Below are 26,528 nucleotides of genomic sequence, written 5' to 3' on the forward strand. Positions count from 1 at the left end.
AGCCTTAAATGACCGACTATAAAGCCACGCTAAACCTTCCGGACACCGCCTTCCCAATGAAGGCCGGCCTGCCTCAGCGCGAACCGCAGATTCTGCAGCGCTGGGACAGCATTGGCCTGTACCAGAAGTTGCGTGAGATTGGTAAGGATCGTCCAAAGTTCGTTCTGCACGACGGTCCTCCGTACGCCAACGGCACCATTCATATCGGTCACGCGCTCAACAAGATTCTCAAGGACATGATCATCCGCTCGAAAACCCTGTCGGGTTTCGATGCGCCTTATGTTCCGGGCTGGGACTGCCACGGCCTGCCGATCGAGCACAAGGTCGAAGTGACCCACGGCAAGAACCTCACCGCGGATAAAACCCGTGAGCTGTGCCGTACCTACGCCACCGAGCAGATCGAAGGCCAGAAGTCCGAGTTCATCCGCCTGGGTGTGCTGGGCGACTTCGCCAACCCGTACAAGACCATGGATTTCAAGAACGAGGCCGGTGAAATCCGTGCCCTGGCTGAAATCGTCAAGGGTGGTTTTGTGTTCAAGGGCCTCAAGCCTGTGAACTGGTGCTTTGACTGCGGTTCGGCCCTGGCGGAAGCGGAAGTCGAGTACGAGAACAAGAAGTCCTCGACCATCGACGTCGCGTTCCCGATCGCCGATGAAGCCAAGCTGGCGGCCGCGTTCGGCCTGCCGTCCCTGGGCAAGCCGGCTTCGATCGTGATCTGGACCACCACCCCGTGGACCATCCCGGCCAACCAGGCGCTGAACGTTCACCCCGAGTTCAACTACGCCCTGGTCGACGTCGGCGACAAGCTGCTGGTGCTGGCTGAAGAGCTGGTCGAGTCCTGCCTGGCGCGCTACAGCCTGGAAGGTTCGGTCATCGCCACCGCCACCGGTGCGGCGCTGGAACTGATCAATTTCCGTCACCCGTTCTACGACCGCCTGTCGCCGGTTTACCTGGCCGAGTACGTTGAGCTGGGCGCCGGCACTGGCGTGGTTCACTCCGCGCCCGCCTATGGCGTCGACGACTTCGTGACCTGCAAGCACTATGGCATGGTCAACGATGACATCCTGAACCCGGTGCAAAGCAACGGCGTTTACGTGCCTACGCTTGCGTTCTTCGGTGGCCAGTTCATCTGGAAAGCCAACCCGGCCATCGTCGACAAGCTGTCGGAAGTCGGCGCGCTGCTGCACACCAGCGTCATCGAACACAGCTATATGCACTGCTGGCGCCACAAGAGCCCGCTGGTCTACCGCGCCACCGCGCAGTGGTTCATCGGCATGGACAAAGAGCCTGTCGCGGGCGACACCCTGCGCAAACGTGCGATCAAAGCCATCGAAGACACCCAGTTCGTGCCGGCTTGGGGCCAGGCGCGTCTGCACTCGATGATCGCCAACCGTCCGGACTGGTGCATCTCCCGTCAACGCAACTGGGGCGTGCCGATCCCGTTCTTCCTGAACAAGGAAAGCGGCGAGCTGCACCCGCGCACTGTCGAGCTGATGGAAGAAGTGGCCAAGCGTGTCGAAGCCGAAGGCATCGAAGCCTGGTTCAAGATGGACGCCGCCGAGCTGCTGGGCGATGAAGCGCCACAGTACGACAAGATCAGCGACACCCTGGACGTCTGGTTCGACTCGGGCACCACGCACTGGCACGTCCTGCGCGGTTCGCACCCGATGGGCCATGAGGCCGGCCCGCGTGCCGACCTGTACCTGGAAGGTTCGGACCAGCACCGTGGCTGGTTCCACTCGTCCTTGCTGACCGGTTGCGCCATCGATAACCACGCGCCGTACCGCGAGCTGCTGACCCACGGTTTCACCGTCGACGAAGCGGGCCGCAAGATGTCCAAGTCCCTGGGCAACGTCATCGCGCCGCAAAAGGTCAACGACACCCTGGGCGCCGACATCATGCGCCTGTGGGTTGCATCCACTGACTACTCGGGCGAAATAGCGGTTTCCGACCAGATCCTGCAACGCAGTGCGGACGCCTACCGGCGTATCCGTAACACCGCGCGCTTCCTGCTGTCCAACCTGACCGGTTTCAACCCGGCCACCGACATCCTGCCGGCAGAAGAAATGCTCGCGCTGGACCGTTGGGCCGTGGACCGTACCTTGCTGCTGCAACGCGAGCTGCAAGAGCATTACGGCGAATACCGCTTCTGGAACGTCTACTCCAAGGTGCACAACTTCTGCGTGCAGGAGCTGGGCGGTTTCTACCTGGACATCATCAAGGACCGCCAGTACACCACCGGCGCCAACAGCAAGGCCCGTCGTTCGGCGCAAACCGCGCTGTTCCACATCTCCGAGGCGCTGGTGCGCTGGATCGCCCCGATCCTGGCCTTCACCGCTGACGAGCTGTGGCAGTACCTGCCAGGCGAGCGCAACGAATCGGTGATGCTCAATACCTGGTACGAAGGTCTGACCGAACTGCCGGAAGGCTTCGAGTTGGGTCGCGCGTACTGGGACCGGATCATGGCGGTCAAGGTCGCGGTCAACAAGGAAATGGAAATCCAGCGTGCGGCCAAGGCCGTCGGTGGCAACCTGCAAGCCGAAGTGACGCTGTTTGCCGAAGACGCCCTGAGCGACGACCTGGCCAAGCTGAGCAACGAACTGCGCTTCGTCCTGATCACCTCCACCGCCAGCGTTGCACCGTTCGCGCAGGCGCCGGCCGACGCAGTGGTTACCGAAGTCAGCGGCCTGAAGCTCAAAGTGGTCAAGTCGAGCCATGCCAAGTGCGCCCGTTGCTGGCACTGCCGTGAAGACGTCGGCGTGAACCCTGAGCATCCGGAAATCTGCGGTCGTTGCGTCGACAACATCAGCGGTGCCGGCGAGGTTCGTCACTATGCCTAATGCGGCGGGTCGTTTCGGACGACTGAGCTGGCTTTGGTTGAGCCTGCTGGTCCTGGTCATCGACCAGGCCAGCAAGTTCTACTTCGAAAGCTCGCTGACCCTGTACCAGCAAATCGTGGTGATCCCCGATTACTTCAGCTGGACCCTGGCCTACAACACGGGCGCGGCCTTCAGCTTCCTGGCTGACAGCTCCGGCTGGCAGCGCTGGTTGTTCGCCCTGATCGCCATCGGGGTCAGTGCGGTGCTGGTGGTCTGGCTCAAGCGCCTGGGGCGCAATGAAACCTGGCTGGCCGTTGCCTTGGCACTGGTACTGGGTGGCGCGCTGGGTAATCTTTACGACCGCATTGCCTTGGGCCATGTGATCGACTTCATTCTGGTGCATTGGCAGAACCGCTGGTATTTCCCGGCGTTCAACTTTGCCGACAGCGCCATCAGTGTCGGGGCGGTGATGCTCGCGCTGGATATGTTCAAAAGCAAGAAAACCGGAGAAACCGTTCATGACTGAACAGGCATTGGCTGAGCAACGCATCGGTCAGAACACGGAAGTCACATTGCACTTTGCATTGCGCCTGGAGAACGGCGACACGGTCGACAGCACCTTCGACAAGGCCCCGGCGACCTTCAAGGTCGGTGATGGCAACCTCTTGCCAGGTTTCGAAGCGGCGCTGTTCGGCTTCAAGGCCGGCGACAAGCGTACACTGACCATCGCGCCGGAAAACGCCTTTGGCCAGCCCAACCCGCAGAACGTACAGATCATTCCGCGTTCGCAGTTCCAGGATATGGAACTGTCCCCGGGCTTGCTGGTGATCTTCAACGATGCGGCCAATACCGAGCTGCCAGGTGTGGTGAAGGAATTCGATGACGCGCAAGTGACCATCGACTTCAACCACCCGTTGTCCGGCAAGACCTTGACCTTTGACGTAGAGATCATCGACGTCAAAGCGCTCTAACCGACTAAGCCGGCCTTTTGTAGGAGCGAGCTTGCTCGCGATGATCGTTAACGATGACGCGTATATCCTGGATAAACGCGGTGTCTTTGAGTTTTTCGCGAGCAAGCTCGCTCCTACAGGGCAAGACACGAGGCACAGCATGCAAATCAAACTCGCCAACCCCCGTGGCTTCTGCGCCGGTGTGGACCGGGCGATCGAAATCGTCAACCGCGCCCTGGAAGTCTTTGGGCCGCCGATCTATGTGCGTCACGAAGTGGTCCACAACAAATTCGTCGTGGAAGACCTGCGCGCCCGTGGGGCGATTTTTGTCGAAGAACTGGATCAGGTGCCGGATGACGTCATCGTGATTTTCAGTGCTCACGGCGTCTCCCAGGCCGTTCGCAGCGAAGCCGCAGGCCGTGGCCTGAAGGTATTCGATGCAACGTGCCCATTGGTCACCAAGGTGCATATCGAAGTGGCGCGCTACAGCCGCGACGGCCGCGAATGCATCCTGATCGGCCATGCCGGACACCCGGAAGTGGAAGGCACCATGGGCCAGTACGACGCCAGCAATGGTGGCGCGATCTACCTGGTCGAAGACGAAGACGACGTGGCCGCCCTGCAGGTGCACAACCCGGACAAGCTCGCCTTTGTCACCCAGACGACCTTGTCGATGGACGACACCAGCCGTGTGATCGATGCCTTGCGCACGCGTTTTCCGGCCATCGGTGGTCCACGCAAAGACGACATCTGCTACGCCACGCAAAACCGTCAGGATGCGGTCAAGCAACTGGCCGACGAATGCGATGTGGTGCTAGTGGTGGGCAGTCCGAACAGTTCCAACTCCAACCGCCTGCGTGAGCTGGCCGAGCGCATGGCCACTCCGGCGTACCTGATCGATGGTGCCGAAGACATGCAGCGCAGCTGGTTTGATGGTGTCGAGCGTATTGGTATCACGGCCGGCGCTTCGGCACCGGAAGTCCTGGTGCGTGGTGTGATCGAACAGTTGCATGCCTGGGGCGCCACCGGTGCCGATGAGCTGGCCGGTCGCGAGGAGAACATCACGTTCTCCATGCCCAAGGAACTACGGGTTCGCTCCCTGCTCTGAGGCTGTACTCCTCGCACACAAGGCCTGCTCGGCTTTGTCGCTGCGCAAACTGACGCGACCGCTTCTGGACAGCACCACCTGATGGTGGCTGACCGGTTTGCCGGTCGCGCAGATGTGCAGCGTCCCGGCTTGAAACCCGCCATTGTGCAATAGCGGCTCGCCCAGGCTGCTGAAGCGCACAAAGTGCTTCACGGCTTGATTGCCGGCGATCGGCAGCGGTGTACCGGTCTGGCGCTGCAGCAACAGCGGGTTGCTGTTGTCCTGATGACCTTGGCCGCTGATGTCCAGAATCACCCGCCAACCTTGCCCCCAGTCATCGTTCAAGCCATGAACGACCACCGCCTGATTACGCACCAGCGCTTCGGTGCGGGCGTTGCGCAGGCCACTGGCAAGTAACTGCGCGGCACTCTCCCGGCGCATTGATTCCGTTAACTCACTGAATACCGGGCTGACGAGTTGCAGAACGATCGTGGCGATTGCCAGTCCCATAAGCAGTTCGATCAGGCCGAAGCCTTTCTGGCACATAAAATCTCCTTCCCTGGAGTTCGTGTGGATGGGCGCGAGCGCACCCGGACAAACGTTCGACGCGTTCGCTAGGTGTAGCCGTTGGCAGCGAAGGGGAGTGATGAATCGTCGTACAAAAGGTTTCACGTTGATCGAGTTGCTGGTGACCTTCGCCGTTCTATTGAGCGTGATCTCCCTGGCCATCCCAGCGTTTACTCGTGTGGTGCAGAACACCCGGGCCGATACCGAGATAGGCGCTTTGCAGCGCGCGCTCAACTACGCCCGGTTGGAGGCGATCAACCGTTCACGCCCTACACGGGTTCAGCCAACTGCGGGCGGGAACGATTGGACCGCGGAGCTGGCGGTGTACGACAGCACAGGCATACCGGCGAATGTATTGCGGGTTGTTCCTGCGATGAGCAGCGCAGCGACTCTGACACTAACCTCGGGAGTGGCCTGTATCGACTTCGACGAAATGGGCGGGCTGTCGGGGATGGATGAGGCAGTGGTTATCCATTACGTATTGGGACGCTCGAGCCGGACGCTGAGCGTGTGTTTGAACGGACGGATTGTCGTGGGTGGAAGCTGCGGATGAAGGGGCTACGTGCACAGGACGGCATGACACTGATCGAAGTGTTGGTAGCGCTGGTGATACTGGCCGTCGGGCTATTGGGGGCGGCAGCGATTCAGCTCAAGGCGCTCAAATACACCGACAGCTCGCTGATGACCAGCCAGGCCAGTTTCATTGCCTACGACATGATGGACCGGATCCGCGCCAACTCAGGGGCCGACTACAGCATCACGCCACCGACGGCGGGCAACCTGGCGCTCGCCCGGGATCAGGACCTGCATGACTTCACCCGCAACATCACCGCCTTTGGCGGTCCGACCGCCACGGGCAGCATCAGCCTGAACCAGCGGGTGTATACCATCACCATCTCCTGGGATGACTCCCGTGCCGCCGGCACTCCGGACGGCCGCCGCAGTTTTGTGTTGAGCAGTCGCGCGACCACTGACCCGGTGGGCGCGCCATGAAGGGCTCGTGTCGTGGATTCAGCCTGATCGAGTTGATGGTCGCTCTGGCGATCAGCCTGACGTTGGTGCTGGGGGTGGCACAGGTCTTCATTTCGGCAAAAAACACCTACCTCAGCCAGAGCGCGTCTGCCGGGATGCAGGAGGATGCGCGATATGTCCTGAGCAAGATGATTCAGGAGATCCGCATGGTTGGTATGTTCGGCTGCCTGGAGACCATCGTTGATGCCAGTACCGCCAGCGACTTCGCGGCCAGTCGCGCCACGCCCATCCGCTGGGATAACGCCATGCGCCAACTGACCCTGGTGACATCGGATGTCGGCGGCCAGGGCAGCGTGCCCACCTGGACCGTGGTGTCAGACTGCCGGACCGGTGCGACGGCCTACACTCAGCGCCACGCCCCAGCTGCCGGGCAATTGGCATTACCGATCCGACGCCTGGATTATCGCTTGCGCGATGGCGAGATTCTGCTGACCACCGGCACCAGAACGGCGGCGCTGGTGAGTAATGTCAGCGCCTTTGATGTCAGCTTTGGCATCGCCGACAGTGCCACTGACATTGCCGTTTCCCGCTACAGCCAAAACCCCGTCGAGCCGGCGCTGATCCGCAGTGTGCGGATCAGTATGACCCTGACGGACCCTCAGCATCGCGTGCGCGATCAAACGTTCAATGTGGTTGCCGCCTTGCGCAACCGGCTGATGTAGAGGGTATGTCGATGCCGTCAGCACCCCTTGCGACAAACGCCCAGCGTGGCATGGCGCTGCTCATGAGCCTGGTGTTTCTGTTGTTGCTGACCATGATCGGCCTGGCGTCGATGCAGAGCGCCACGCTCCAGGAAAAGATGGTCGCTGGCGTGACCTTGCGCAACCAGTCATTCCAGGGGGCGGAAGCGGCATTGCGCATCGGTGAAAGTGCGGTGCAGCGCAGCAACTACCACTTGGCGGAGTGCGCAAATCACACCCGGTGCGCACCGCCCGCCGAGTCCTCGACCGTCACCACCGCCGGGTTCAATTCGACCTCGGGCGTCACCTGGATCGCCGCTGGCAGTGGCTTTTACGGGGTGCAGAACCTCGGTGTCAGTTCGGGCGCGGTGAATGTCCCGCTCAATACCCCGGCCACCCTGTACCGGGTCACCGCCATCGGATTGGCCGGCCACTCGCGTAGCGTGGTAGAGAGTATCTATGCCAAATATTGAGCCCGGTTCTTTCTGGCGTCGCGGATGGCTGGGGCTTGGCCTGGTCGCTTTCGCATGCACTTCATCCGCGTCGGATTTACCTTCACTCTGGCAGTGCAAGGTAGTGCGGGGCATGCCCGCGGACTACCAGGATGCCCAGTTCCAGGTCTGGCGGGTGAAGGGCTGGGTCATGTTCAACCTGGCAGGTGTGGCCTCATCGACACCTTGTTGGCGTTATGACAGCGGCAAACCGGGCGAATCCGATGCGTTCAGCGGTAAGATGCTCGACACCAACGGCGATGGTCAGGTCGACAGCGTCGACACGCCCTCCGAAGGGGTAGTCTTCATTGGTGAAATCCCGGCACTCGACGGCGAGGACGGCGAGAGCGTGAACGATTCCAGCGACGGTACGACCTCCCAGGTTGAACAGGCAGGTGGCAGCCGTCGAATCATGTGGCGACAAATACAGTAAGTGAGAGTTGAGGCAATGCGTAGATTCAACCAAGGTTTTACCCTGATCGAAATCATGATTGTGATCGCGATCATCGGGCTTGTGCTGACCATATCCGCTCCGCTGCTGACCGAGTACGTGAAGAAAACCCACCGCACCGAGATTGCCGGATTGCTGTCCGAGCAGGCGCAGACGCTTGAGCGGTTCTATTCGAAAAACTCGGTGTACACCAACGCTCCGGGGCTGAGCGCGGGCAACGAGTTCTACAGTATTACCGCGACCTTGACTGACCAGGCCTTCCTGCTGACCGCCGTGCGTAAAGCCGACGCCAGCATGGCCACTGACAAATGTGGCGATTTCACGCTGACCAACACGGGCGTGATGGGCATGAGTAACGCGGCTGACGGGTTGACCAGCAAAGATTGCTGGGGGCGCTGAGTACCTTCTTCGGGCGCACGCTGCGCCCTCTGTCTTCTTAATGGTTGGATCAGATGATGGCCAAGCAACAGCAAGTGGTGGTTGTCGGCGGCGGGGTAATTGGCCTGCTGACGGCGTTTAATCTGGCGCCCCATGTAGAGCGCGTTGTCCTGCTGGATCGCTCGGACCTTGGCCGGGAATCGTCCTGGGCCGGCGGCGGTATTGTTTCGCCGCTGTACCCGTGGCGCTACAGCCCGGCCGTCACGGCGTTGGCCCACTGGTCCCAAGACTTTTATCCACAACTGGCCGAGCAACTGTTCGCCAGTACCGGCGTCGATCCTGAAGTTCACACCACGGGCCTGTACTGGCTGGACCTGGAAGACGAAGCCGAAGCGCTGGCCTGGGCAAAACGGGAAAATCGTCCACTGAGCCCTGTGGATATCTCGGCCACCCGCGATGCCGTACCGGTGCTGGGCACAGGTTTTTCCCGGGCGATTTACATGGCGGATGTGGCCAACGTCCGTAATCCGCGCTTGGTGAAGTCCCTCAAGGCGGCATTGCTGGCGTTGCCCAACGTGACCGTTCACGAGCAGTGCGAGGTCAGCGGGTTCATTCGTGAGGGCGCTAAAGTCGTAGGCGTCGAGAGTGCGCTGGGCCCAATCCATGGCGATCAGGTGGTGCTGACCGCGGGCGCCTGGAGCGGGGACCTGCTCAAGACCCTAGGCCTGGTGCTGCCGGTCGAGCCGGTCAAGGGGCAGATGATTCTCTACAAGTGCGCGTCGGACTTCCTGTCGAGCATGGTTCTGGCCAAGGGCCGTTACGCCATTCCCCGTCGCGACGGGCATATTCTGATCGGCAGCACCCTGGAGCACGAGGGGTACGACAAGACCCCGACGCAAGACGCACTGGAAAGTCTTAAGGCCTCGGCGATCGAGCTGATCCCGGCGTTGGCGCAGGCCGAGGTGGTCGGTCATTGGGCCGGGTTGCGGCCAGGCTCTCCAGAAGGGATACCCTATATCGGCGCAGTGCCGGGGTTTTACGGGCTGTGGCTCAACTGCGGGCATTATCGCAATGGTCTGGTGCTCGCGCCGGCGTCCTGCCAGTTGTTCGCCGATGTGCTGTTGGGACGCGAACCGGTTATCGACCCAGCGCCTTATGCGCCGGCCGGTCGCCTCTAGAGGCTGCGTGGCGAGGGTGCCTGCACTTGCGGGCACCTTTCGCGACCCAAGAATCAATCTGCGGTTCTTCCAGATATACCTCGGATGCCTGCTTTGCGGCGGCTGTGCAGCCGAGCGGGAGCACGCTCCCTCGCCACGATGTGCGTGGTTTCAATCCAGGCCCAGCTTTTTGAGCCGGTAACGCAGCGAACGAAACGACAAGCTCAGCCGTTGGGCTGCCGCTGTGCGGTTCCAGCGGGTTTCCTCCAGGGTGTGCAGAATCACCTGGCGCTCGATGCGCTCCAGGTAGTGGGGGAGGTTGTCTATGTTCGTCAGGTCTGGCAAGGCGCTTTCGCGCCTGCCGTTGCCTTCTGCCAGGCGCAGGTCATCCGCCCCGATCTGTCTGTTTTCGCAGAGCGTATGCGCGCGTTCCAGCATGTTTTCCAGTTCGCGGACATTGCCCGGAAAACGGTAGCGCTTGAGTGCCTCCAGTGCTTGCGGCTGCAAGTGAGCGACCGGCAGGCTGCTCTGCGACGCGAGGCGTTCGAGCACGTGAGTGGCCAATAGCTCGATATCATCACGGCGCTCCCGCAGCGGTGGAACGCGCAGCTCAATCACGTTCAATCGATAGTACAAGTCCTGACGGAAGCGCCCGGCGGCCACCTCCGCGTCCAGATCCTTGTGTGTGGCGCAGAGTACCCGCACATCAATCGGCATTTCCTGCTGCCCGCCGATGCTGCGCACGGCCTTTTCCTGAATGGCTCGCAGCAGCTTGACCTGCATGGCCAGAGGCAGGTCGGCGACCTCATCGAGAAACAGAGTGCCTGCGTTCGCCACCTGGAACAGTCCGGGCTTGTCCTCGAGGGCGCCGCTGAAACTGCCTTTGCGATGGCCGAAGAACTCGCTTTCCATCAGCTCCGCGGGAATGGCCCCGCAATTGATGGCTACAAACGGCTGGCCGGCGCGTGAGCCTTGATCGTGAATCAATCGGGCGACCAGCTCCTTGCCGCTGCCGGACTCACCGCTGATGTACACCGGGGCCTGACTGTGGGCCAGTTTGTCGATCTGTTTGCGCAAGCTGCGCATGGGCAGCGAGTCCCCGAGCAAGCGCCGCTCGAGGGGTTGAGCAATGCCGGCCGGCTGGCGCACTGCGCGGACCACAAGCTCTCGCAGCCGTACAAGGTCCACGGGCTTGGTCAGAAAGTCGAAAGCCCCGGCTTTCAGGGCGTTGATGGCGATTTCCAGGCTACCGTTGGCGCTGATCATCGCCACCGGCAGTTGTGGATGGCGCTGTTGGATGTGTTGCACCAGTTCCAGGCCCGTACCGTCGGGCAGCGGCATGTCGGTCAGGCACAGGTCGAATCGCTGGTGGCTGAGCAGGCTTCGGGCTTCACTGACATTGCGGGCGGTCGAGGTGTCGAGTTTCATTCGACCCAGGGCTATTTCGAGGAATTGGCGAATGTCCGGTTCGTCATCAACGATCAGGACTCTTGGCGCTGGGGGCATCTTCAACGTTGTGTCCATCCATGGGCTAACGTTTGCCGGCGACGGGAAGGCCGCGAGGGGTGTTCTATCGCCCGATTCATTCGATGACTGTGACCGTGAGTAATCTGTCTCAGACGCCGATCCGATTCCTTCAGTTCCTCAGCCTGTTCACTCTCTGTGCCGGGCGGTCGACGCCAGCAGGTCGATTGCGGTGTTCATTGGGGTGCCTGCCGTCGGTCGGGGCAGGCGGCAGGGGCGAGCAATCGTGCAGGTTCAGCGATCACCGGGGCCAGGGCCTTGCTCAAGATGAGCCTGGCTGCAATACCACTGCTGGTGCAGGCTCAGCGCGCGGTCGCGAGGCAGATGCACGCCACAATGGGCACAGCGGACCATGGGCGGTGCGTTTTGCTCGCTCGGCGGCTGGGTGGTATTGGTGGGGCGCTTGAGCTTGCGCCAGAGCCATACTGCAGCAGTAATCAATGCAATCCAGAACAGTAAACGAAGCATGGTGAACCGCTATTCGACGAATGTTTTGCCAGTTTAGCCAAGGACTCATCCAGCGCACAGCGCTATAAAACCCGGAAATAAAAAAGGGAGACTCGAAAGTCTCCCTCTGGTGCCTCGGGCGGGTATCAGTCGAATACGCCGAAGGTCATGTAGCTGAACCACGAGCGGTCGTCGTTGTTGCCTTCCGCTTCGTGCTGCTCTTCTTCGGCAGCATCGCCGTCTTGAGGTTTGAGCTCGGGCGGAATGGCGTCCTTGGCGTTCTGATACTGGCGCATGATGTCCTGGTTGGCGCGGGTTTCACCCGGCGGCAGCGGCGGACGGGACTCGATCAGGCCCAGGGTGACCTTGCTGGCCCACGAACGGTTGTCGGCTTCGGCAACCCGGGGTACGAACTGACCATCCACCAGGCTTGGGTGGTTCGGGTAGTTCAGCTTCAGGGTTTCGAGGCTGGTGCTGGCCAGTTCGTCCAGGTGCAGGCGCTGGTAGGACTCGACCATCACGGCCAGGCCGTCACCGACCGACGGGGTTTCCTGGAAGTTCTCCACCACATAGCGGCCACGGTTGGCGGCGGCGACATAGGCCTGGCGGGTCAGGTAGTAGTCGGCTACGTGGATTTCGTAGGCCGCCAGCAGGTTACGCAGATAAATCATGCGTTGCTTGGCGTCCGGCGCATAGCGGCTGTTCGGGTAACGGCTGGTGAGCTGGGCGAACTCGTTGTACGAGTCACGTGCGGCGCCCGGGTCACGCTTGGTCATGTCCAGCGGCAGGAAGCGCGCCAGCAGGCCGACATCCTGGTCAAACGAAGTCAGGCCCTTGAGGTAGTAGGCATAATCGACGTTCGGGTGCTGCGGGTGCAGACGGATGAAACGCTCGGCGGCAGACTTGGCAGCCTCGGGTTCGGCGTTCTTGTAGTTGGCATAAATCAGTTCAAGCTGGGCCTGATCCGCATAGCGACCGAACGGATAGCGCGACTCCAGAGCCTTGAGCTTGGCGGTGGCGCTGGTGTAGCTGTTGTTGTCCAGATCGGTCTGAGCCTGCTGGTACAGCTCGACTTCGCTGAGGTTTTCGTCTACGACTTCCTTCGACGAGCAAGCAGCGGTCAATGCGAGGATGGCGATCAGCAGCAGGTGTTTCACTTGCATGGCGGCTTGCGTCCCTATGACGGCCGCTGTCTTGGGCGGGGCCGTCCTGTTATGATGAGTGCCCCGTTGAATAGCCTCGGGGCAAAAGACGCCGTATTTAACCACAAGCGCGCAGCCGAAACCAAAGGCTGTGCCGACGCCTAGTCTGAGCATGTCCGATAAAATTGAACTCCGCGCAGAGGTGCCGTCCGAATTGGGCGGCCAACGCCTCGACCAAGTCGCTGCACAACTATTCGCTGAGCACTCGCGCTCGCGCCTTTCCGCCTGGATCAAAGACGGCCGCCTGACTGTGGATGGAGCGGTTATCCGCCCGCGAGACATCGTCCACGGCGGTGCCATCCTCGAGCTGACTGCCGAGCAGGAAGCTCAGGGCGAATGGGTCGCTCAAGACATCGCTCTGGACATCGTCTATGAAGATGACGACATCCTGGTGATCAACAAGCCTGCCGGGCTGGTGGTGCATCCTGCCGCCGGTCACGCCGATGGCACGTTGCTCAATGCCTTGCTGCACCACGTGCCGGACATCATCAATGTGCCGCGCGCCGGTATCGTGCACCGTCTGGACAAGGACACCACCGGCTTGATGGTGGTGGCCAAGACCATTCAGGCGCAGACGCAACTGGTTACACAGTTGCAGAGCCGCAGCGTCAGCCGGATCTACGAGTGCATCGTGATCGGCGTGGTCACCGCGGGCGGCAAGATCAACGCGCCCATCGGTCGTCACGGCCAGCAACGCCAGCGCATGGCGGTGATGGAAGGCGGCAAGCAGGCGGTGAGTCATTACCGCGTGCTCGAACGCTTCCGCTCCCACACTCATGTGCGGGTCAAGCTGGAAACCGGTCGTACGCACCAGATTCGCGTGCACATGGCCCACATCAACTTCCCGTTGGTCGGAGACCCTGCCTACGGCGGCCGTTTCCGTATTCCACCGGCAGCCAATCCAACCATGGTCGAGTCCCTGAAAAACTTCCCGCGTCAGGCGCTGCATGCGCGTTTCCTGGAACTGGATCACCCGACCACGGGCAAGCGCATGAGCTGGGAGTCGCCATTGCCGGAAGATTTCGTCTGGTTGCTGACGCTGCTCAAGCAGGACCGTGAGGCGTTCATCGGATGATGGACTGGCTGATTCCTGACTGGCCCGCGCCGGCCGGGGTCAAAGCCTGTGTCACCACCCGTGCGGGCGGCGTCAGCCTGGCGCCGTTCGATAGCCTCAACCTGGGCGATCACGTCGACGACAACCCCGTGGCGGTGGCCGAGAATCGCCGTCGCCTGACCGAGCACTTCGCTATTCAACCGGCCTGGTTGCAGCAGGTTCACGGGATTGTCGTGGCGCACGCCGACCCGGCGGTGGTCGCCACGGCGGACGCCAGCTGGACGGCCACGCCCGGGATCGCCTGTACGGCGATGACGGCGGATTGCCTGCCGGTGTTGTTCTGCGACCGTGCCGGTACTCGCGTCGCCGCGGCCCATGCCGGTTGGCGCGGGCTGGCGGCGGGTGTGCTGGAAGCCACGCTCGACAGCCTGGCGGTGGAGCCGGCGCAGGTCATGGTCTGGCTCGGCCCGGCCATTGGCCCGAAAGCCTTTGAGGTCGGCCCGGAAGTTCGCGACGTTTTCATTGCGCAGCTGCCGCAAGCGAGCGGGGCTTTTGTGCCCAGCCACAATGCGGGCAAATTCATGGCTGACATTTACCTGCTGGCGCGCCTGCGTCTGGCGGCGTGCGGTGTCACGGCCGTCTACGGTGGCGGTTTGTGTACCGTGACCGATCCTCGCTTCTTCTCTTACCGCCGCGCGCCTCGCACGGGTCGGTTTGCCTCCCTGATCTGGCTGGAACGCTAGACTCTTCTGATCTGTATCAACTGTACGACGCTTGAATCCCCCAGAATCGACCGCATCTAGTGAGGTATCTGGCAGGTTTCTCTATTTAGGTGTGTCCATCGCTCCGGCCTGCTCAAAGGAAGGTGACCAATGCGTATAGACCGTTTAACCAGCAAATTACAGTTAGCGTTATCCGATGCCCAATCCCTGGCCGTAGGCCTCGATCATCCAGGCATCGAACCTGCGCACCTGATGCAAGCGCTGCTTGAGCAGCAAGGCGGCTCAATCAAGCCGTTGCTGATGCAAGTGGGCTTCGACGTCAACAGCCTGCGCAAAGCGTTGAGCAAAGAGCTCGACCAGTTGCCAAAAATCCAGAACCCCACCGGCGACGTGAACATGTCGCAGGACCTGGCGCGCCTGCTCAACCAAGCCGATCGCCTGGCCCAGCAGAAGGGTGACCAGTTCATCTCCAGCGAACTGGTGTTGCTCGCGGCCATGGACGAGAACAGTAAGCTCGGCAAGTTGCTGCTCGGCCAGGGTGTCAGCAAGAAAGCCCTGGAGAATGCGATCAATAACCTGCGCGGCGGCGAGGCGGTGAATGACCCCAATGCCGAGGAGTCGCGCCAGGCACTGGACAAATACACGGTCGACCTGACCAAGCGCGCCGAAGACGGCAAGCTCGATCCGGTGATTGGCCGTGACGACGAGATTCGCCGGACTATTCAGGTCCTGCAGCGCCGTACCAAGAACAACCCGGTGCTGATCGGTGAGCCAGGCGTGGGTAAAACCGCGATTGCCGAAGGCCTGGCCCAGCGCATCATTAATGGTGAGGTGCCGGACGGCCTCAAAGGCAAGCGTCTGCTCTCGCTGGATATGGGCGCGCTGATTGCCGGTGCCAAGTACCGTGGCGAGTTCGAGGAGCGCCTCAAAGGCTTGCTCAATGAACTGTCGAAGCAGGAAGGGCAGATCATTCTGTTCATCGACGAGCTGCACACCATGGTCGGCGCTGGCAAGGGCGAAGGCTCGATGGACGCCGGCAACATGCTCAAGCCGGCCCTGGCCCGTGGTGAGTTGCATTGCGTGGGTGCGACCACGCTCAACGAGTACCGCCAATATATAGAGAAGGACGCGGCCCTCGAGCGGCGCTTCCAGAAAGTACTGGTGGATGAGCCGAGTGAAGAAGACACCATTGCGATCCTGCGTGGCCTGAAAGAGCGCTACGAGGTTCACCACAAGGTGGCGATCACCGACGGTGCGATCATCGCGGCGGCCAAGTTGAGCCATCGCTACATTACCGATCGCCAGTTGCCGGATAAGGCCATCGACCTGGTCGATGAGGCCGCCAGCCGCATTCGGATGGAGATCGACTCCAAGCCGGAAGTGCTGGATCGCCTGGAGCGTCGGCTGATTCAGCTCAAGGTCGAATCCCAGGCCTTGAAGAAAGAGGACGACGAAGCAGCGATCAAGCGCCTGGAGAAATTGCAGGAAGAGATTGTTCGACTGGAGCGTGAGTATTCCGACCTGGAAGAAATCTGGACCTCGGAAAAAGCCGAAGTGCAGGGCTCCGCGCAGATCCAGCAAAAAATCGAACAGTCCCGCCAGGAACTGGAAACAGCGCGTCGCAAGGGTGACCTGAACCGCATGGCCGAGTTGCAGTACGGGGTGATCCCGGATCTGGAGCGCAGCCTGCAAATGGTCGACCAGCATGGCAAGAGCGAAAACCAGTTGCTGCGTAGCAAGGTGACTGAAGAAGAGATCGCCGAGGTCGTGTCGAAATGGACCGGCATCCCGGTGTCGAAGATGCTCGAAGGCGAGCGCGACAAACTGCTGAAGATGGAAAGCCTGTTGCACCAGCGTGTGATTGGCCAGAACGAGGCGGTCGTGGCAGTGGCCAACGCCGTGCGGCGTTCCCGCGCCGGGTTGTCCGACCCGAATCGCCCAAGCGGCTCATTCATGTTCCTGGGCCCTACCGGGGTGGGCAAGACGGAGCTGTGCAAGGCCCTGGCCGAGTTCCTCTTCGATACCGAAGAGGCGATGGTACGAATCGACATGTCCGAGTTCATGGAGAAACACTCGGTGGCCCGCTTGATCGGCGCACCACCAGGCTATGTGGGCTATGAAGAGGGCGGTTACCTGACCGAGGCGGTGCGTCGCAAGCCTTACTCGGTGATCCTCCTGGACGAGGTCGAGAAGGCCCACCCGGACGTGTTCAACGTGTTGCTGCAAGTGCTGGAAGACGGCCGCCTGACGGACAGCCATGGGCGCACCGTGGACTTCCGCAATACGGTGATCGTCATGACCTCCAACCTGGGGTCGGTACAGATCCAGGAACTGGTGGGTGATCGTGAAGCGCAACGTGCGGCGGTGATGGATGCGGTATCGACGCACTTCCGTCCGGAGTTCATCAACCGTATCGATGAAGTAGTGATCTTCGAGCCTCTGGCCCGTGATCAGATTGCCGGCATCACCGAAATCCAGTTGGGCCGCCTGCGCAGCCGTCTGGCCGAGCGCGAACTGAGTCTGGCGCTGAGCAGTGAGGCGCTGGATAAGTTGATTGCGGTGGGTTACGACCCGGTTTATGGCGCACGGCCGCTCAAACGAGCGATCCAGCGCTGGATCGAGAACCCGTTGGCACAGCTGATCCTGTCCGGCAGTTTCCTGCCAGGCAGCAGCGTGACGGCCACTGTTGCGAACGACGAGATCGTTTTCAACTGACCGTTTGCCCAGCGTTAATGGAGGAGGCCCCGCATTGCGGGGCCTTTTTTATAGGAGCGAGCACGCTCGCGATGGACTCAAGAGCAACGCGTTGAGTCAGAAAGTACGCATTATCGTTAACGCCCATCGCGAGCGCTCGAGCGTCGACCGGCTGCTCCTATAAGGGTTGACCTTCGTTTAGCAGACCTTTTTTTTCTTAGGGTGTTGAACTGTAAGGAAAAGGCTTGTAAAGTGCGCCCCGCAGTAAGTCGCTCCAAGGGTTTCTTCTCCCCAAGAAGAAATCTGAAATAAGTTGCAAATCAGTGTCTTGAAAGCAATTTAGGGGGTTGACAGAGGTGTTTAAGGTTGTAGAATAGCGCGCCTCAGACACACGAACGCAGCGATGCGAACAGGTCGAAGAGAGTGCAGTAAAGCGTCAAATGTTGTAATTGAAATATGTAGTTCCGTGATAGCTCAGTCGGTAGAGCAAATGACTGTTAATCATTGGGTCCCAGGTTCGAGTCCTGGTCACGGAGCCAATTTCAAACCGGGGTATAGCGCAGTCCGGTAGCGCGCCTGCTTTGGGAGCAGGATGTCAGGAGTTCGAATCCCCTTACCCCGACCATTTTTGGGTCGTTAGCTCAGTTGGTAGAGCAGTTGGCTTTTAACCAATTGGTCGTAGGTTCGAATCCCACACGACCCACCATTTTTGAAACCAGTTAGCGCTGGAATCGAATCTTAAGATCAGAGGCCAAAAGCACTGATCGAGGAAGGCGCCTTTGAAAAGGTGCCTTTTTTTTACCGGGGTATAGCGCAGTCCGGTAGCGCGCCTGCTTTGGGAGCAGGATGTCAGGAGTTCGAATCCCCTTACCCCGACCATATTAAAAATCCTCGTATCGAAAGATACGGGGATTTTTTTTGTCTGCTGAAAAGCGATCCTCCCGGCGATGAAAATAAAATGTGGGAGCGAACAAGCTCGCTCCCACGCAGGATTGAGTCAGTGCAGCTTCAGCCGCGGCTCGGTCCCGCGTCCGATCTTGCTGCCCAGCATCAGCATTGCCGTGCGGAACGGTCCGTACAGCGCCATCTGGTGCATGCGGTACAGCGACACGTAGAACATCCGCGCCAACCAGCCCTCGAGCATCACGCTGCCGGTGAGGTTGCCCATCAAGTTACCCACAGCCGAAAAACGCGACAACGAGATCAGCGAACCGTAATCGGTGTATTTGTAGCTCGGCAGGGGCTTGCCCTCGATCCGCAGTTTCAGCGACTTTGCCAGCAGCGAGGCTTGCTGGTGGGCGGCCTGAGCCCGTGGCGGCACATTGCGGTCGGTGCCGGGTTGTGGGCAGGCGGCACAGTCACCGAAGGCGAAAATATTCTCGTCGCGGGTGGTTTGCAGGGTCGGCAACACGTGCAGTTGGTTGATGCGGTTGGTTTCCAGGCCGTCGATGTCCTTGAGAAAACCCGGTGCGCGAATGCCTGCCGCCCAGACTTTCAGGCTGGCATTGATGGTTTTGCCGTCGGCGGTAATCAGGCTGTCGGCCGTCACTTCGCTGACCGCCGCATTGGTCATGACGTTCACCCCGAGTTTCTCCAGGGTTTTATGCACAGGCCCGCCGATGCGTTCCGGCAGGGCAGGCAACACCCGTGGCCCGGCTTCGATCAGGGTGATGTGCATGTTTTCCGGTTTGATCCGGTCCAGGCCATAGGCTGCCAGCTCATGAGCCGCGTTGTGCAGTTCGGCGGCCAGTTCGACGCCGGTGGCACCCGCGCCGACGATGGCCACGCTGATTTGCTCGATCTGGTCGGTCTGCCCGGCGTGGGCGCGCAGGTAGTGGTTGAGCAGCTGTTGGTGGAAGCGTTCGGCCTGCTTGCGGGTGTCGAGGAACAGGCAGTGTTGCGCCGCGCCCAGGGTGCCGAAGTCGTTGGTGGTGCTGCCGACTGAAATCACCAGCGAGTCGTAGGCCACTTCACGGGCCGGAACCAGTTCCAGGCCGTGTTCGTCGTAGGTCGCGGCCAGCTGGATTTTTTTCTGTGCCCGATCGAGCCCGCTCATGCGCCCGAGCTGGAACTCGAAGTGGTTCCATTTGGCCTGGGCAACATAGTTGAGTTCATCTTCGGAGGAGTTCAGGGAACCGGCGGCCACTTCATGCAGCAGGGGTTTCCAGATGTGGGTCAGGTTCGCGTCGACCAGCATTACGCTGGCCGTGCCGCGTTTACCCAGAGTCTTACCCAGACGGGTAGCCAACTCCAGGCCGCCGGCGCCGCCGCCAACGATGACAATACGATGAGTCATGGGGATATCTCGCAAGGCTAAAAGAAATCGGTGCAATTACCCGAGCGAGCGCTACGCGGCTCATAGCGTCAGGTAACTGATAAGACGGCTCAACAGGCCCAGGCCAATGGTCACTGCCAGCACCACCACCAGGAGCATCCACGGCCGGAATGGCCGGCGCTCGACTCGGTGCTGGGACAGTTGCAGGTACTCTTCGACATGCTGTTGGTCGTCGGGGTTCAGGCGGCTGGTCATATAAGGCCTCGTCAGGTAGACGTTGCTAAATGTATGGAAGCTACAGCGCGCAGCCAGGTTATACGCTGGTCGGCATTGGACGGAGCATAGCCGCTCGCGGGCAGGGGGCCGATGCACAGGGTGTCACCCAGGCGAATGTTGCCACTTTGTAACATTGCAGCGCTGATTGCACCATGTCCGCCCCCTGAACGTGTCGACAATCTGTCGGCACTCAGTCCGGCATAGGGCTCACAGACTGATTCCGACGTCGAAGACAATGCTGCGGCCCAGGTTGCCGCGCAGAAAGTCCGGGGCGTCGGGGTGGGCAAACAACACGCGGGCGAAGGTCGGACCGACCAGTGACAACGAGCGCCAGCCCTGGCGCAGGTATTCGGTGGGGGGCGGGAAGTGGCTGTTGAGGTCCAGTACTTCGCGCTTGAGGCTGGCGAAGGCGATGATGTCCAGTTCGCCCAGGTCCATGCCGCGTTCTTTGTAGTTGTGCGCTTTTTTGCGCAAGGTTGGCGCCAATCGCAACAAGAACTCGTTGGCCGGAATGCGCCTGGGCTTGGCTTCGCGGCGCACCAGTTGGCTCAGGGAGAAGGCGCTGCGCCGACGTTGCAGTTCGTCGCGCCACTCGTCATTGAGCCGTCGGCCTTCGTCGAGCACGAAGAAGACTTCGAAATTGGCCTCGCGAAACAGCACGTCTGGCGGCTCGCCCGCCGGGCTGAACTCGTCGGCGCGGTAGGGGATGTTCAAGCCTTGCAGCAGGCGTTGGCAGACCCAACGCTCACGCTCCCATTTGCGGGCATTGGAAAGGAAGGCGTTGGCTTGCTCGGCCGCGATGGTCAGCAGGCGTAAGTAGTCTGAGTCATCCATAGGCCAAGCTTAGCGCCCAAATGCAATCGCAAAGAAGACATTTGTCGTATCCGCCCGGCCAGATGGGTCCGTCGGCGTGCCGCCGCTTGAGGCGCTACCAACTCATACGCAGTCCCAGAGTGCCGGAGACACCGTCCATATCGTTGCTGTCCAGATGGGTGTTGTAGTCGACGCTCGTGTAGACGCTGACGCTTGACGATAGTTTGGCCACCAGTCCCAGGCCAAGGTTGGCGGTGGATGATTCATGCTCGCTCTTGATCCGGTCTGCACCGTCGTAGGTCACCGTGTCGTAACCACCAAACGTTTTCCAGGCATTGGCTCTCAGGTAAGGCTCCAGCGGGATATTCTGCACCCGGTAGTGGCCCTTGAGACGAGCACCGAGACGGCCCGTCCAGTAGTCCTGGGAATCGAACGAGACTTTGGAAATACCGTCATTCTGGTTATCCAGATCAATCGGCTGGTGGATCACCTGGACCTGGGGTTCGACGGCCCAGTTTTCCGATACGGCCATCGGATAACCGGCCTCCAGTGACAGCGCCAGCGCATCGCCTTCTGTGTCCATTTTCACCCCGCGCTCGGAGCGGTTGTCGCCATCCAGGCGTGACCACATGGCGACGGCGTCGACATAGCCATTGCTTGAATCAATCAGGGTCCAGTAGGCGCCGACATGATCGCCGTCGAGTTTCACCCGGCCCGAACGTCGATCCTGGAAGCCTTCGGCAAAGCCGTCGACATTGCCCTGCAGGTGGCTGTGACCCACGAAGAAGCCGAAGCGCTGGAGTTGCCCGCCACCGTTCTGTGACGCATACAGGTCATGACCGATCTGGAAACCCTGGAGCGAGCCGTCGAAACGGGGAGACACGGTGCCGGACCAGCTCTTTTGCAAATCACTGCCATAAGCCCGGCCCCAGCCTGCGGGGACCGCGCCGGTTTCAGTCAACAAGCTTTGCTCGCCCTGGCGTTCATGGAACGTGCCGAGTGCCTGCAGGGTCATCAGTTGGGCGGCAGGGATCACCACGGAGTACACCGGTACTTCCAGGCGATACAACGGAATCGGATCCGCGCCGGCTACTGCTGTCGGTACGGGTGGGGTGGTGGCGGCAGGCACTGGCGAGCTTTCAGCGACAAGCTGGGTAGGGGCGGGCGTGGCTGGCTCTTCGGGTGCGACAGGTCGCGCGGTCGGTGGCTCGATTGGCGGCTCATCTGGATCAACAATCAGAACAGGCGGCGCCACGGGTGGCGGGGCGGGAGGCACTGCGGGGGGAGGGTTCACCACCGGCGGGACGGTGGGGGGCGGGACGGCCACCACTGATGAGCGCAGGTACCAGCTGTTTTCCGAGCCGGCTGTGACCCCGCCTTTGAACAGGTAGTACTGATACGCCCCGGCCGACAGTGAGCCCTTCAGGGCGAAGGCATCGTTGCTGCTGATGGCGCCATTTTGCGCCTGCACTACCTGGATGCCGTTCTGCCGGGTCAACCCGCCCAGACCGCCCAGATTGCTGATGCCCAGCTGGGTATTGCCGCTGAGGGTGCCTTGGGAGACCACGAGTTTGTCGCTGGCCGCGTTGTCGTCGCCGAGTACCGTTTGCAGCAGCAACTGTCCGTTCTGGCCGACGTAGTTGCCGTGCACCGTCAGCGAGTCGGTTGTGCTGTTGCTGCCGGTGGTCATGTCGATGCTGCCGGCGTTGTTCAGTGTCGCCAGCCCGCCTGCGGTATAGGGCCGGACACTGCCCCGGGTGACCGCCATGACGCTGCTGTCATCGATGGCGAAGGTACCGGTTGCGGTTGCACTGTCACCGATAAAAAAGTCCCCGGCCAGAGCAAAGTGCGAGTGGTTGTTCAGCGCGACGTTCTCCCAGCCAAGGTAGCGCGAGGCCCCCGCCGAGGTGGTGTTGTCGAAGGTCAGGCGGTCATTGCCCATCCCGCCATCCAGTGACGGGCTCAAGGCCAGCGTGCTTTCGCTCAGTTGGCTGAGCAAGGCTATGTCGTCGCCATCGCCCATCAGTATGTCCGAGGTGATCTGGCCGCCGGTCCAGGTGAGGCTGTCGTTGCCGACGCTGGAGCGTATTTGCCCGGAAATCACTCCACCCGTGATGGTAATGCTGTCGTCGCCACCGCTGACACTGACATTGCCACCGATGCTACCGCCAGAGACGATGATGGTGTCCTGGCCGAATGCGGTGACAAGATTACCCAGAATGCTGCCGCCAGACAGCTCGAAGATGTTGTTGTCCAGCTTCATGTCCACCCGGCCGATGGTACCGCCAGTCATCTTCGCCACATCGCCATCTTCGAAGGCCTTGACTATAGTGCCAGCGGTCATGAGAAATGTATCTCGGCTGTCGCCTTGAGCCAGGGACTGAACCTGCCCCCCATTCATCACGAAGTCATCAATGCCATTGCCCTGTAGCACTGCGCCGCCGATCTGGCCGGCGTTGATGTACAGGCTGTCCTGGCCATCGCCTTGATCGAGCGAGCCAGTGAGGACGCCGGAGCTCATCAACACCCGGTCGGCACCGGCCCCGAAGCGGACGTTGCCGTTGATGACGCCGCTGCCATTGGCCGGGAAGGTCAGGCTGTTGTTGCCTGAGAGGTCGCTCAGCGAACTGCCGGTGCCGCTGTCACAGACATAGCTGCTGTCACCGGTCCCGGGCGTCAGCGTACAGGCCGCATGAGCCGGGAAGCTGGTGAGTATCAGTAGTGAAGTGGGCAGAGCAAAGACAGATGGCAGGTTCCTGATATGTCTGAAGTGAGAACGCATGGCCTATCCCTGTTGGATTAATGACAGATCGTCCTGATCCTGAACAGGGCCCAAGCGGTGCCACTGAAACCACCCAAACCTGTGACCTGACAACGTGCAACGGCTGCTCCGTCAGCCACGTGAAGGTCTAGTCGGATTTTTCCCGTCCGCCAGTCTGTTCCGACAAATGGACTGTCAAAAGTGACAGTTGCGTAATGTGTTTTTTTCTGAGCGCCGGGGGCTGCCGTGCAGTGTTCCCCTGGCATCCATGCCTGCACAAAGCGGATAACGATCTGCGCTGAGCGGATATTGCAGCGCCCCTGACATCCCTACCCTCGGTTCTACGCACGTTTACCGCGTTACCGACGCTCTTAAAAAAACAACAACAAGAGACAGATGCCATGCGCAAGATCGACGTACATGAGGTTATCGACAACGCTCGTTTCAACCGCTTTCACTGGATGGTGCTGTTCTGGTGTGCCCTGATCATCATCTTCGACGGCTACGATCTGGTGATCTACGGCGTGGTGCTGCCGATGCTGATGAAAGAGTGGGGGCTCAGCCCTCTGCAGGCCGGCGCGCTGGGCAGTTATGCCCTGTTCGGGATGATGTTCGGGGCGCTGTTTTTCGGCCCGCTGTCGGACAAGATCGGGCGTAAGAAAGCCATCACCCTGTGCGTGATCCTGTTCAGCGGCTTTACCGTGCTCAACGGTTTTGCCCGCAACCCCACCGAGTTCGGTCTCTGCCGGTTCATTGCCGGGTTGGGTATTGGGGGTGTGATGCCCAATGTGGTGGCGCTGATGAACGAGTACGCGCCGAAAAAAATCCGCAGCACCCTGGTGGCGATCATGTTCAGCGGCTACTCGGTGGGCGGCATGCTCTCGGCCGGGCTGGGCATCGTGCTGATCCCCAGCTTTGGCTGGCAGTCGGTATTTTACGTGGCGCTGCTGCCATTGCTGTTGTTGCCGCTGATCATGTACTTCCTGCCCGAGTCAGTGGGTTTCATGCTGCGTCAGGGACGCCATGCAGAAGCACGCAAGGTGCTGGAGCGAATCGATCCGGGTTATGTCGCGCAGACCGACGATCAACTGCACATGAGCGAAGTGAAGGGCACCGGCACACCGGTGTTGCAGCTGTTTCGCGAAGGGCGGGCACTGCGCACGCTGATGCTGTGGTTGGCATTTTTCTGCTGCCTGCTGATGGTCTACGCCCTGAGCTCCTGGTTGCCGAAACTGATGGCCAACGCCGGTTACAGCCTTGGCTCGAGCCTGTCGTTCCTGCTGGTGCTGAACTTCGGTGCCATCTTCGGTGCGGTGGGTGGGGGGGTACTGGGTGACAGGCTCAACCTGCCACGGGTGCTGGCGGTGTTCTTCGCCATGGCGGCGGTGTCGATCACCTTGCTCGGTTTCAACAGCCCGATGCCGGTGTTGTACCTGCTGATCGCCATTGCCGGCGCCACCACCATCGGCTCGCAAATTCTGCTGTATGCCTGCGCCGCGCAGTTTTACTCCATGGCCATTCGTTCCACCGGCCTGGGCTGGGCCTCGGGCATTGGCCGTAACGGTGCCATCGTCGGTCCGCTGTTGGGCGGTGCCTTGCTGGGGATCAGCCTGCCGCTGCAACTGAATTTCATGGCGTTCGCGTTGCCCGGGGCCGTGGCGGCCATCGCCATGACGGTGTTCGCCATCAGCAGTCAGCGCAGCGCCAAAGGCGTTGCCCAGGCAATGACACCGACCAACGCCTGACCCGGGCTGTCCGTTGATGTTCTCCAAACAAGAGCGACCGGGCCAGCGCCACGGATCGCCTGATGAGTCTTGCGCCGAGGTGCCATGAAAGCGTTACTCCACGACTTTTCCCTGTCTGCCGCGGTCGCAGGATTTATCGCCACGGTGATTTCCTACGCCGGTCCCCTGGTGATTATTTTTCAGGCGGCCGAGGCGGCACACCTCTCGCGGGAAGTGCTGTCGTCCTGGATCTGGGCGATTTCCATTGGCAGCGCGCTGCTGGGCATCGGCTTGAGCCTGCGCTACCGCGTGCCGGTGATCATCGCGTGGTCGGCACCGGGCTCGGCGTTGCTGGTGGCGTTGCTGCCGGACATTGCCATGCCTGAAGCGGTGGGCGCCTACCTGGTCAGTAGCCTGATCATTTTTCTGGTCGGGGTGTCGGGTGCCTTTGACCGGATCATCGGCAAGCTGCCTGCCGCGATTGCGGCGGCGATGCTGGCGGGGATTCTGTTCAGCTTCGGCACCGGGTTGTTTGTGTCCCTGCAGGGCAAGCCGCTACTGGTGCTGGCGATGTTTGCCACGTACCTGGTGTGCAAGCGTGTCATGCCACGCTACGCGGTGTTGATGGTGCTGCTGGTCGGTTGCTCGATCGCCTTTGTTTCAGGGGAGCTGCAGCGTGATGCATTGGTGATCGGTCTGGCGACGCCGGTCTGGATCATCCCCGAATTCAGCCTCGGTGCAACGCTCAACATTGCCTTGCCGCTGGTGATGGTGGCCCTGACCGGGCAGTTCGTCCCGGGCATGGCGGTGCTGCGTGCCAGCGGATACACCACGCCGGCCAGCCCGATCATCGCCAGCAGCGCGCTGGGGACCGCGTTGTTGGCACCGTTTGGCTGCCATGGGCTGAATCTGGCGGCCATTACCGCCGCGATCTGCACCGGGCGCGAGGCCCACGAAAATCCGCGCAAGCGTTATGTGGCCGGGGTCGTGGGCGGGCTGTGCTACCTGATGCTGGGGATCTTCGGCGCCACCCTGGTCTCGCTGTTCTCGGCCTTTCCCAAGGAGCTGATCGCGGCCCTCGCCGGGCTCGCTCTGTTTGCCGCCATTGCCGGTGCCCTGGCCGGCGCGATGGCCGTGCCGAATGACCGCGAAGCGGCGCTGGTGACCTTTCTCGCCACCGCCTCGGGCATGTCGCTGTTCGGCTTGTCCGCTGCGTTCTGGGGGCTGATTTTCGGCATGGTCACGCACCTGTTGTTGAGTGTGCGGCGTCCCGCTTCTGCCGCCCAGGCGGCGGATTCCCGAGAGGTCGCGCGCTGACGCCCGTCAGCGTTCGCGCGATCGGCTTCAACCTGCTTCAGCGTCCCCCGCCGCAAGTGCGCAGGGGGTGGCGCCCTTCAACCTGTCGATCCAAAACAATAAGAGAA

The 26,528-nt window shown here is 61.0% G+C and carries 24 protein-coding genes and 4 tRNA genes; 20 read left to right on the forward strand and 8 right to left on the reverse strand.

The genetic code is table 11. The features are described from left to right. Positions 1-8 precede the first annotated feature (8 nt). The 4 genes from ileS (at position 9) to ispH (ending at position 4,877) form a co-directional block, all read left to right on the forward strand. Positions 9-2,840, forward strand: a complete 2,832-nt coding sequence (ileS, locus tag CKW07_RS14310) for an isoleucine--tRNA ligase (RefSeq protein WP_095145476.1) — start codon at positions 9-11, stop codon at positions 2,838-2,840. After that, on the forward strand, positions 2,833-3,345 hold the full coding sequence (gene lspA / locus CKW07_RS14315; RefSeq protein WP_095145477.1) for a signal peptidase II: 513 nt from the start codon (positions 2,833-2,835) through the stop codon (positions 3,343-3,345). Before ileS ends, lspA begins: the two co-directional genes overlap by 8 nt. A gap of 7 nt (positions 3,346-3,352) precedes the next feature. Continuing rightward, positions 3,353-3,790, forward strand: coding sequence for an FKBP-type peptidyl-prolyl cis-trans isomerase (fkpB, locus tag CKW07_RS14320; RefSeq protein WP_176465325.1), 438 nt, complete (start codon positions 3,353-3,355; stop codon positions 3,788-3,790). 139 nt (positions 3,791-3,929) lie between these two features. Continuing rightward, positions 3,930-4,877: a 4-hydroxy-3-methylbut-2-enyl diphosphate reductase gene (gene ispH, locus CKW07_RS14325; RefSeq protein WP_095145479.1), complete on the forward strand. Its 948-nt coding sequence runs from the start codon at positions 3,930-3,932 to the stop codon at positions 4,875-4,877. Here ispH and CKW07_RS14330 read toward each other — a convergent pair. Next, complete coding sequence (locus CKW07_RS14330) at positions 4,854-5,402, reverse strand: GspH/FimT family pseudopilin (protein WP_095145480.1); 549 nt, start codon at positions 5,400-5,402, stop codon at positions 4,854-4,856. The genes ispH and CKW07_RS14330 overlap by 24 nt on opposite strands. Positions 5,403-5,502: 100 nt before the next feature. Between CKW07_RS14330 and CKW07_RS14335 the strand changes: the two genes are divergently transcribed. From CKW07_RS14335 to thiO, 7 genes are all read left to right on the forward strand, one after another. Beyond that, positions 5,503-5,976: a GspH/FimT family pseudopilin gene (locus CKW07_RS14335; protein WP_095145533.1), complete on the forward strand. Its 474-nt coding sequence runs from the start codon at positions 5,503-5,505 to the stop codon at positions 5,974-5,976. Then, positions 5,973-6,416 carry a type IV pilus modification protein PilV gene (pilV, locus tag CKW07_RS14340; RefSeq protein WP_095145481.1) on the forward strand — a complete coding sequence of 148 codons (444 nt, stop codon included), beginning with the start codon at positions 5,973-5,975 and terminating at the stop codon, positions 6,414-6,416. The genes CKW07_RS14335 and pilV overlap by 4 nt, the downstream gene beginning before the upstream one ends. After that, positions 6,413-7,117: a PilW family protein gene (locus tag CKW07_RS14345; RefSeq protein ID WP_095145482.1), complete on the forward strand. Its 705-nt coding sequence runs from the start codon at positions 6,413-6,415 to the stop codon at positions 7,115-7,117. The genes pilV and CKW07_RS14345 overlap by 4 nt, the downstream gene beginning before the upstream one ends. Positions 7,118-7,128: 11 nt before the next feature. Continuing rightward, entirely contained in the window at positions 7,129-7,608 is a 480-nt protein-coding gene (locus tag CKW07_RS14350) for a PilX N-terminal domain-containing pilus assembly protein (RefSeq protein ID WP_095145483.1), read from the forward strand. A gap of 112 nt (positions 7,609-7,720) precedes the next feature. Continuing rightward, positions 7,721-8,059 (forward strand): hypothetical protein, encoded by a 339-nt coding sequence (locus CKW07_RS14355; RefSeq protein WP_095145484.1) that lies wholly within the window; start codon positions 7,721-7,723, stop codon positions 8,057-8,059. Between the two features lie 15 nt (positions 8,060-8,074). Further along, the gene (locus tag CKW07_RS14360; RefSeq protein ID WP_095145485.1) at positions 8,075-8,476 is read left to right on the forward strand and encodes a type IV pilin protein; all 402 of its coding nucleotides are present in this window, start codon (positions 8,075-8,077) and stop codon (positions 8,474-8,476) included. A 56-nt stretch (positions 8,477-8,532) separates the two neighbouring features. Continuing rightward, the gene (gene thiO / locus CKW07_RS14365) at positions 8,533-9,633 is read left to right on the forward strand and encodes a glycine oxidase ThiO (RefSeq protein WP_095145486.1); all 1,101 of its coding nucleotides are present in this window, start codon (positions 8,533-8,535) and stop codon (positions 9,631-9,633) included. Positions 9,634-9,783: 150 nt separating this feature from the next. Here the strand turns inward: thiO and CKW07_RS14370 are convergent, their stop codons facing one another. The 3 genes from CKW07_RS14370 to CKW07_RS14380 all read right to left on the reverse strand — a co-directional run bounded on the left by CKW07_RS14370 (position 9,784) and on the right by CKW07_RS14380 (position 12,746). After that, positions 9,784-11,118 carry a sigma-54 dependent transcriptional regulator gene (locus CKW07_RS14370; protein ID WP_095145534.1) on the reverse strand — a complete coding sequence of 445 codons (1,335 nt, stop codon included), beginning with the start codon at positions 11,116-11,118 and terminating at the stop codon, positions 9,784-9,786. 252 nt (positions 11,119-11,370) lie between these two features. After that, positions 11,371-11,604 (reverse strand): PP0621 family protein, encoded by a 234-nt coding sequence (locus CKW07_RS14375; RefSeq protein WP_095145487.1) that lies wholly within the window; start codon positions 11,602-11,604, stop codon positions 11,371-11,373. Between the two features lie 125 nt (positions 11,605-11,729). Continuing rightward, positions 11,730-12,746 (reverse strand): outer membrane protein assembly factor BamD, encoded by a 1,017-nt coding sequence (locus CKW07_RS14380; RefSeq protein WP_095145488.1) that lies wholly within the window; start codon positions 12,744-12,746, stop codon positions 11,730-11,732. Between the two features lie 151 nt (positions 12,747-12,897). Here CKW07_RS14380 and rluD point away from each other — a divergent pair, with 151 nt between their 5' ends. The 7 genes from rluD (at position 12,898) to CKW07_RS14415 (ending at position 18,134) form a co-directional block, all read left to right on the forward strand. Continuing rightward, a complete protein-coding gene (gene rluD / locus CKW07_RS14385) occupies positions 12,898-13,860 on the forward strand; it encodes a 23S rRNA pseudouridine(1911/1915/1917) synthase RluD (RefSeq protein ID WP_093230124.1) in 963 nt (320 codons plus the stop codon). Next, on the forward strand, positions 13,857-14,582 hold the full coding sequence (gene pgeF / locus CKW07_RS14390; RefSeq protein WP_095145489.1) for a peptidoglycan editing factor PgeF: 726 nt from the start codon (positions 13,857-13,859) through the stop codon (positions 14,580-14,582). Before rluD ends, pgeF begins: the two co-directional genes overlap by 4 nt. 129 nt (positions 14,583-14,711) lie before the next feature. Continuing rightward, a complete protein-coding gene (clpB, locus tag CKW07_RS14395) occupies positions 14,712-17,276 on the forward strand; it encodes an ATP-dependent chaperone ClpB (protein WP_095145490.1) in 2,565 nt (854 codons plus the stop codon). A 442-nt stretch (positions 17,277-17,718) separates the two neighbouring features. Then, positions 17,719-17,794: transfer RNA gene (locus CKW07_RS14400), tRNA-Asn, on the forward strand. Between the two features lie 9 nt (positions 17,795-17,803). After that, positions 17,804-17,880, forward strand: a tRNA-Pro gene (locus tag CKW07_RS14405). Positions 17,881-17,885: 5 nt separating this feature from the next. Continuing rightward, a tRNA-Lys gene (locus CKW07_RS14410) sits at positions 17,886-17,961 on the forward strand. A gap of 96 nt (positions 17,962-18,057) precedes the next feature. Then, positions 18,058-18,134 (forward strand) — tRNA-Pro (locus CKW07_RS14415). Between the two features lie 118 nt (positions 18,135-18,252). Here CKW07_RS14415 and CKW07_RS14420 read toward each other — a convergent pair. From CKW07_RS14420 to CKW07_RS14435, 4 genes are all read right to left on the reverse strand, one after another. Then, complete coding sequence (locus CKW07_RS14420) at positions 18,253-19,551, reverse strand: NAD(P)/FAD-dependent oxidoreductase (RefSeq protein ID WP_095145491.1); 1,299 nt, start codon at positions 19,549-19,551, stop codon at positions 18,253-18,255. A gap of 60 nt (positions 19,552-19,611) precedes the next feature. Beyond that, positions 19,612-19,785 (reverse strand): DUF3094 domain-containing protein, encoded by a 174-nt coding sequence (locus tag CKW07_RS14425; RefSeq protein ID WP_095145492.1) that lies wholly within the window; start codon positions 19,783-19,785, stop codon positions 19,612-19,614. Between the two features lie 228 nt (positions 19,786-20,013). Further along, positions 20,014-20,640 (reverse strand): DUF1780 domain-containing protein, encoded by a 627-nt coding sequence (locus CKW07_RS14430; protein ID WP_095080799.1) that lies wholly within the window; start codon positions 20,638-20,640, stop codon positions 20,014-20,016. 94 nt (positions 20,641-20,734) lie between these two features. Next, positions 20,735-23,401, reverse strand: a complete 2,667-nt coding sequence (locus tag CKW07_RS14435; protein ID WP_095145493.1) for an autotransporter outer membrane beta-barrel domain-containing protein — start codon at positions 23,399-23,401, stop codon at positions 20,735-20,737. Between the two features lie 380 nt (positions 23,402-23,781). Here CKW07_RS14435 and CKW07_RS14440 point away from each other — a divergent pair, with 380 nt between their 5' ends. Together CKW07_RS14440 and CKW07_RS14445 are read left to right on the forward strand one after the other, a co-directional pair. After that, positions 23,782-25,125: an aromatic acid/H+ symport family MFS transporter gene (locus CKW07_RS14440; RefSeq protein ID WP_095145494.1), complete on the forward strand. Its 1,344-nt coding sequence runs from the start codon at positions 23,782-23,784 to the stop codon at positions 25,123-25,125. An 84-nt stretch (positions 25,126-25,209) separates the two neighbouring features. Beyond that, positions 25,210-26,421, forward strand: a complete 1,212-nt coding sequence (locus tag CKW07_RS14445) for a benzoate/H(+) symporter BenE family transporter (RefSeq protein WP_095145495.1) — start codon at positions 25,210-25,212, stop codon at positions 26,419-26,421. The last annotated feature ends 107 nt before the right edge of the window (positions 26,422-26,528 follow it).

It is taken from the genome of Pseudomonas sp. Irchel s3b6 (assembly GCF_900187415.1).
In the GTDB taxonomy this organism is placed as follows: domain Bacteria; phylum Pseudomonadota; class Gammaproteobacteria; order Pseudomonadales; family Pseudomonadaceae; genus Aquipseudomonas.